The 6,433-nt window shown below is 35.6% G+C and carries 6 protein-coding genes; 1 reads left to right on the top strand and 5 read right to left on the bottom strand.

The window, feature by feature from the left end; genetic code table 11:
- Positions 1–130: 130 nt before the first annotated feature.
- Entirely contained in the window at positions 131–1,588 is a 1,458-nt protein-coding gene (locus JUJ52_RS13780) for a spore germination protein (RefSeq protein ID WP_026681147.1), read from the bottom strand.
- Between the two features lie 154 nt (positions 1,589–1,742).
- On the opposite strand from JUJ52_RS13780, the gene JUJ52_RS13775 reads away from it, so the two are divergent.
- Positions 1,743–2,603, top strand: coding sequence for a hypothetical protein (locus JUJ52_RS13775; protein WP_026681148.1), 861 nt, complete (start codon positions 1,743–1,745; stop codon positions 2,601–2,603).
- A 186-nt stretch (positions 2,604–2,789) separates the two neighbouring features.
- Here JUJ52_RS13775 and JUJ52_RS13770 read toward each other — a convergent pair whose 3' ends face one another.
- The 4 genes from JUJ52_RS13770 to rpmG form a co-directional block, all read right to left on the bottom strand.
- A complete protein-coding gene (locus tag JUJ52_RS13770; protein ID WP_026681149.1) occupies positions 2,790–4,337 on the bottom strand; it encodes a rhomboid family intramembrane serine protease in 1,548 nt (515 codons plus the stop codon).
- 97 nt (positions 4,338–4,434) lie between these two features.
- On the bottom strand, positions 4,435–4,629 hold the full coding sequence (locus JUJ52_RS13765) for a hypothetical protein (protein ID WP_026681150.1): 195 nt from the start codon (positions 4,627–4,629) through the stop codon (positions 4,435–4,437).
- Between the two features lie 622 nt (positions 4,630–5,251).
- Positions 5,252–5,836, bottom strand: a complete 585-nt coding sequence (locus JUJ52_RS13760) for a 5-formyltetrahydrofolate cyclo-ligase (protein ID WP_205388620.1) — start codon at positions 5,834–5,836, stop codon at positions 5,252–5,254.
- Positions 5,837–5,924: 88 nt separating this feature from the next.
- Positions 5,925–6,074 (bottom strand): 50S ribosomal protein L33, encoded by a 150-nt coding sequence (gene rpmG, locus JUJ52_RS13755; protein ID WP_026681152.1) that lies wholly within the window; start codon positions 6,072–6,074, stop codon positions 5,925–5,927.
- Between the last annotated feature and the right edge of the window lie 359 nt (positions 6,075–6,433).

Genomic DNA, 6,433 nt, shown 5'->3' with positions numbered 1-6,433 from the left:
CGCGGAAAGCGAAGTAATTAGTCGGAGCATTGCCCAATATACATCAAACATTTCAAAATAACTACTTGGCTTAACGCAGTCATTGCACTGATTTTATACTTTCTTAACTTATAAAAAAAGATCCAGACGTTTAACGATCTGGATCTTTGGGGTGTAAAAATGCAGGTCGCCTATTTTTAAGCGGAATGGGTGATCGTAGAAATATATCACGAAATGGACGGTAAGAGAAAGGGATAAATGGCCAAAAATAAGCCACATGGAAAGCCTTCATCCTTGTTAGATATAATAGCCATAACGTAACTCCTAAAATATATCCAATACCTCCTAATAAAGCAGAAGATAGTAGCAGGAATATGCGTACCAACCGATTAGCTAAGCTTAATTCATAGCTTGGAGTGGCATATGTTCCAATCGCAGCTACAGCTAGATATAGTACGACTTCGTGCGAAAACCAACCAACCTCTACAGAAACCTCTCCGATCATAATAGCAGCTACTAAGCCAAGTGCCGTTGCTAAGGAGGATGGAGTATGGATTGCTGCCATCCTTAAAATATCAATCCCGATCTCAGCTATCAGAAATTGTACTAATAATGGTACAACGCCTATCTCATCAGGGCCAATATATTGGAGAGTCTCTGGTAGAAATTCAGAGTTCTTCGCAAACAAATAATATAATGGTAAGATGAATATCGATGCTATGACCGCAATAAAACGAACTAATCGTAAATATGCGCCCACTAAAGGTTTTTGTCTATATTCTTCTGCATGCTGTAGATGATGCCAATACGTAGCGGGAGTAATCATTACACTTGGCGATCCATCTATAATGACCATGACATGACCTTCATATAGATGTGCTGCTGCTGTATCTGGTCGCTCTGTATAACGAATCGTAGGATATGGATTCCAATGCCTTCCACTAATATATTCTTCAATCGTCTTTTCAGCCATAGGCAAGCCATCCGTATCAATCTTCATTAGCTTTTTCTTTAGATTTTCTACACGACGATTATCAGCAATATCCTCCAGATAACAAATACAAATATCTGTTTTTGATCTTCTTCCTAATTGTAAATATTCCATCCGTAGCGATCTATCACGAACTCTTCTACGAGTCAGAGCAGTGTTAAAGACAATCGTTTCAACATACCCATCTCTAGATCCTCTTACAACTCGCTCCAAATCTGGTTCTTGCGGGGAGCGTGCTGGATAGGTTCTAGCGTCAATCATGATTACTTTATTGATTCCTTCAACAATTAGCGCCGCTGGCCCACCTAAAACCAAATCCGCAGCTTCGTTTAAATCAAGTACCTCGTCAACTTCCACATAGGGGATATACGTTTTTATTAATTTTGTAAGCGTATCAGGTTGCAAATCTTCAGGACTTAACTTAGCAAATAACTTCATGATGTATAGTAAAATGTCGTCTTTAGCAAATCCATCAATTAAAAATAGTGACATTTCAACGCCAACATATTCTAAATCTCGTTGAATCATATCAAAACTTTTATCAACCGCTAATCGTTCGTTTAAATACGCTCGATTTTTTTTAAACTCTTTAAATAATGGCTGTTTTTCTTTCTCCATAAACTCACCTATCCAACATGTTAGATTACTAATAGTTTGAGCACTGGAAGGATAACTATGCATAAACCAGTTAAAGAGTTCATCAATTCCATCATATATTAAAACTTATACTCATATATTGGACTAAGACAAGCAGTTTAAAGGCGGGAAGCATATGAACAAATGGCATTTAGTTATTATGATTATCACAGCAGCATGTGTAATAGCAGTTGTATATCTAATCAGACTGAACTCTACTCCTGCCATTACATACTTTCCAATTGATAATAATACAACCTTCTCTAAATCGGAGACACAGCTCCAACTATTCTCGGAAAAAGGCAAGGATAATTATGAAATTACATGGGAGTCTGATTCTATCACAAATATGCCGATCTATTTACGACAAGATGTATCATTGCTATATGATAACGGAAGATTAAAGGGGGCAAAGACAAAATGGACGCAGGATACAGATACCATTCAGTTACGGGAAAAACTATTTCATGAAGATAGCAGTTTATTTCAATCTATCTCATTTCATCATGGTGAGATACATCGCTCAAGTAATGATATAAAAAGCATTCATCGCATGTCTAGCGATTACTTATATGTCATAGATTCACCGACAACAGCACTTGATTCATTTAAAAAGCCTCATAACAATTATGAAAAAGAATGGAAAGATTTACTTGATCGAACAACGAAGCAACAGCTTCTTTATCATTGGCATCAATTATTTCATTATTTCCATATTGATCCAGATAACTATCTTAGCGTACCGCTTACGGATTTAGTCCATTACAACACAAAGCCATTACCATCATTGACACAAGCGCAAACGAATAAAATTATTGGACAACTTTGGGAGGGACTGTATAAAAATTATGTTATACCCGTAGTAAATACCACCAATGAAGAGCTGAATAGCTATATACCAATTATTTTATTTGATAAAGAACAAAAGCATCTACTTGTACTATATGAAATCAACGGAAAAAAAGAAAAACTGATACAAAACTATTCTTTTCAATAAAATATGAAAATAAAGTGAAACTTCAATTCGTGGGGGTTTTGTTTTCCCCCCACGAATTGAAGTTTCACAAAGGTCCTATTATCTAATGTAAGAAACGAGGTGAGAGTAGGCTTTATGTAGTTTTAGATACTCGTTAATGACCCTCTTGAAAAAAGGAATCCTCTACTCGAAAGCACCCATACACTATTAGTTAGCTGATTTACCAGTAAGTTGTTCATATAACCTTATAAAATCATCATTGTCAGGGTTTAATTGATACGCGCTTTCAATAGCTGATTTAGCTTTTTCTACTTTCCCGTTATTCTTATATAAAATTGCTAAATTATAATATGCCTCCGGAAAACTATGATCAATTTCTATACTTCGCTCTAAATCTTCAATCGCTTTTTGATCTTGATTTAATTCAATATACGCATAAGACCTATGAAACAGGATGGCAGCTTCTAGATTCCCTTCACTTTCTAAGGCCTGATTAGCTTGGGAAATGATAGCCTCGTACTTTTCTTGTTTTAGCAATTCTTCTATTTGCATTACATGATACACTTGATTATTCATATTATTGTAATAACCGAATTGAATAAGACCATATGCAATAATGCAATATAGCACAATTGCTATCATTTGTTTAAACGTTTCTTTACGCTTTGGTAAATGGACTATTCCAGATGCAATAAATCCAGCTACTAAACCTCCCAAATGCGCCCCATTATCAATTTGCGGTACGAAGAGACCAAATACGATATTAATTCCGATTAAAACTAAAACATTCGTTCCCATTGTTTGAAAGAAAATTTTCCGATTATGTAATCCAAAGAATAATAATGCTCCGAACAATCCAAACAATGCACCTGAGGCACCAGCCGCAATACTTGGAGAAAAGGCAAAACTCGCTATCCCACCACCAATACCGGCAAGAAAGTAGATACATAAAAATCGAAATGAGCCATATATACGTTCAACTAAAGTTCCTAAATAATAAACAGCAAGCATATTCATGAGTAAATGAAGGAACCCAATATGAAGAAACATAGAGCTAATGATGCGCCACCATTCTCCTTGTTCTATGATAGCAGGATTGTACTTTGCACCAAAATCAATTAACGGCTGCATGGAACTACTTCCACCGTTCAGTTCTACTAATACAAACATCCCAATGCAAATTGCAAGAATAAGATAGGTAAATAGCGGCTTACCAAAGGAGAATACCGCCTGAGTTTGCTCTTTTTGATCCAAAACATTTTTCTTTAAATACTTTTTATAATTGTGTAGCTGACTTTCCTTATCTATAGGTTCTTGAGAATCAGCGGTATTTATTGTTATATCTGTATCTTTTTCCAAACGTATTTTCTCTTCCACAAACTGTTCATCTGACAAATAATAAACATTCATGGAAATAGGGTGCTTCTCATTTAGCTGCATTGGCTTCTTTAGCATTTCCCAATCATCGACAGGCTCGTGCTCGGATATGTAAACATTATAAATTTGAATAACTTTACCTCGCAACAATCGTTTCATTGCTTTAACTTTTTGAAAAACAACTGCAATATCCTTTTTTAAATAGTTCTTCCAATCAAACCCACGACCTAGGAAGCGAATGACTGTAGATTTTTTCCCTTCTTTTTTCTCTAGCCATATTTCATCTTCCTGATCACTTACAAATAGCACGTCATATTGATAAGTCTTTACGTAATGATAAGCGATTTGATATATATTATATTGGTTATCTATGTACATCCTCGACCTCCCCTTAGACTTCCATCATACCAAATCCCTCATCATTTTTCTTTTATCATGATAAAAGAAGCTGCAAAATTCACAACTTCTTCACCGATTAAGAATTTGATGTATTTTTCTGGAACATTGTCGGTATAATTTTCGAACGAACTGCTGGCACGTTCATGGATAAACTTACCACAACTTTTCTTAAAAATCCAATAGCCAATAATGTATTCATAATCCGATAGCGCCATTTATAAAGCAAGCTCGCCGCAGTTATCATTCCGGCAAATAAAAACAGAATACGCATAAATACACCTCTTTTTATCATGGTACTTCTAGTTTTCATCTACCTGATTATTTTTATGCATGTACGATACTATATATTGTTCAAACCACGTATGTTCCTGACGCTTGTTGCAACTCCCTTTTATCAGAATACGGGCATCTGGGAAAATAGTGAAAAGAATATCATCCTGTATAGCTACGCGTAAAAAAAGGGCGTTCTTGTAACATTAAAATGATCTAGCTTTTTTTCTAAAGCTTCCAGTATGAAATCATGAAGCTAATTTGAATCATATTTATACCGCAGAGAACCGTTTCATTTACAATCGCTTCTGATTTTAGAGCTGGATAATCTTTTTTGACAGGTTGGACAATTTGATCTGAAAGCTAATTTCACATCATGTTGTAGATTATCCCAGATATTTTTCGTAATGAGTTGTGATTACCAGTAACATGCTTCATAGACCAACAAGTTGAAAAGCGGCTACTTGTTCTACTGCAGATGAGATAGCACCTACCCTATCAAATGATTGCAAAGTTTACTACCAAGCACCCCTAACCCAGCAACAAGTACGGTATAATTCTCTATTCACCTCTGTCCATTTTCATGTATTGGACGAAATAATTGTTGACAAATGTATCTGCTCTCATTCATCGATCCTTCTTCTGTCATAACTGCTTATCCATGTATCTTCTGTAATTAAGTGGTCTACCGGAATATCAAATGATTCCTTAGGTATAGCGTCTACTAATTGACTACTATGTAACAGTGCAACCGTATGATTGGAATAGTTCATTAAAAATCGATCATAGTAACCTCCGCCAAAACCAATTCGGTAACCTTTCCTATCAAAGACAAGCCCTGGTACAAATAGCAATTCAATTGCAGTTATATCTATTTGTTTCGTTTCATCTGGCTTAGGTTCAAACAATCCATAATAGACAACCTCTAACTGATCAAAGGAACTAATTTGATAAAAAGTTAACGTTTTATCAACAGAAGAACACTTCGGTACACAAACTTGTTTCTGCTGCCTCCAGGCTGTTTCAATAATGTTTCTCGTATCCCATTCAAACGCTTGCGATACCGTTATTCCAATTACCCTGGCGTTTTTCCAAAGCGATGAAGCTATAAGTCGTGCATATAAGCTATTCTCAATTTCGCGTTTCTTTACTGGATTTATTTCTTTAAGCATCTGAAGCTTTGCTGACCGAATGTGAGCTTTATTCAAATCAATTACCCCCGTTTGAGTTAATAAGTACAGCAAATGATTAAAAATAAAACCCTTATCAGCTGATAAAGGTTTTATTTTTAATCATTTATTTTGTTTCACGATGTAGAGTGTGTTTTTTAAGACGTGGACAATATTTCATAAGCTCAATACGTTCAGGATTAGTACGTTTGTTTTTCGTAGTAATATAATTACGATCTCCTGTTTCAGTACAAGCTAAAGTAATGTTAACGCGCATGATTTTCCCTCCAAACTTTACCTAATTGCTTCAAAACGAGCGATTAATTCATTTCAGACTTATTCATAATATCAGATGTTGATGAAACTATCAAGAAGTAAGCTAGAAATCCTTAAGAATTTGATCAGTTTTGGAAAATCAATTCGCCTATTCTAATAGCTATAATAGACCACAACTAGACGAAGTATAACAAGAGGTATTATATATAAAACAAGAGCGCAAGCCCCCGATTAGAAACGTTGCCTAGGGCGAGTCAACGGAGATATAGAAATCACGGTGAGCTTATGAGCCGATGATGACTTAGATTAGGACTATTCGTGAAGTGGAACTTCTTGGTGCTGGAGCTGGATGCTAGCTCA

This window comes from Virgibacillus sp. AGTR, assembly GCF_016919725.2.
Taxonomy (GTDB): Bacteria; Bacillota; Bacilli; order Bacillales; family Amphibacillaceae; genus Virgibacillus; species Virgibacillus salarius.
The sequence above is the reverse complement of the archived record's forward strand: the minus strand, read 5'-3'. Positions and strand labels throughout refer to the sequence as shown.

Coding starts and splice junctions, on each gene's coding strand:
- JUJ52_RS13770 (WP_026681149.1), bottom strand. CDS start 4,337: ATGTACATAGATAACCAATATAATATATATCAAATCGCTTATCATTAC.
- JUJ52_RS13775 (WP_026681148.1), top strand. CDS start 1,743: ATGAACAAATGGCATTTAGTTATTATGATTATCACAGCAGCATGTGTA.
- JUJ52_RS13765 (WP_026681150.1), bottom strand. CDS start 4,629: ATGCGTATTCTGTTTTTATTTGCCGGAATGATAACTGCGGCGAGCTTG.
- JUJ52_RS13780 (WP_026681147.1), bottom strand. CDS start 1,588: ATGGAGAAAGAAAAACAGCCATTATTTAAAGAGTTTAAAAAAAATCGA.
- rpmG (WP_026681152.1), bottom strand. CDS start 6,074: ATGCGCGTTAACATTACTTTAGCTTGTACTGAAACAGGAGATCGTAAT.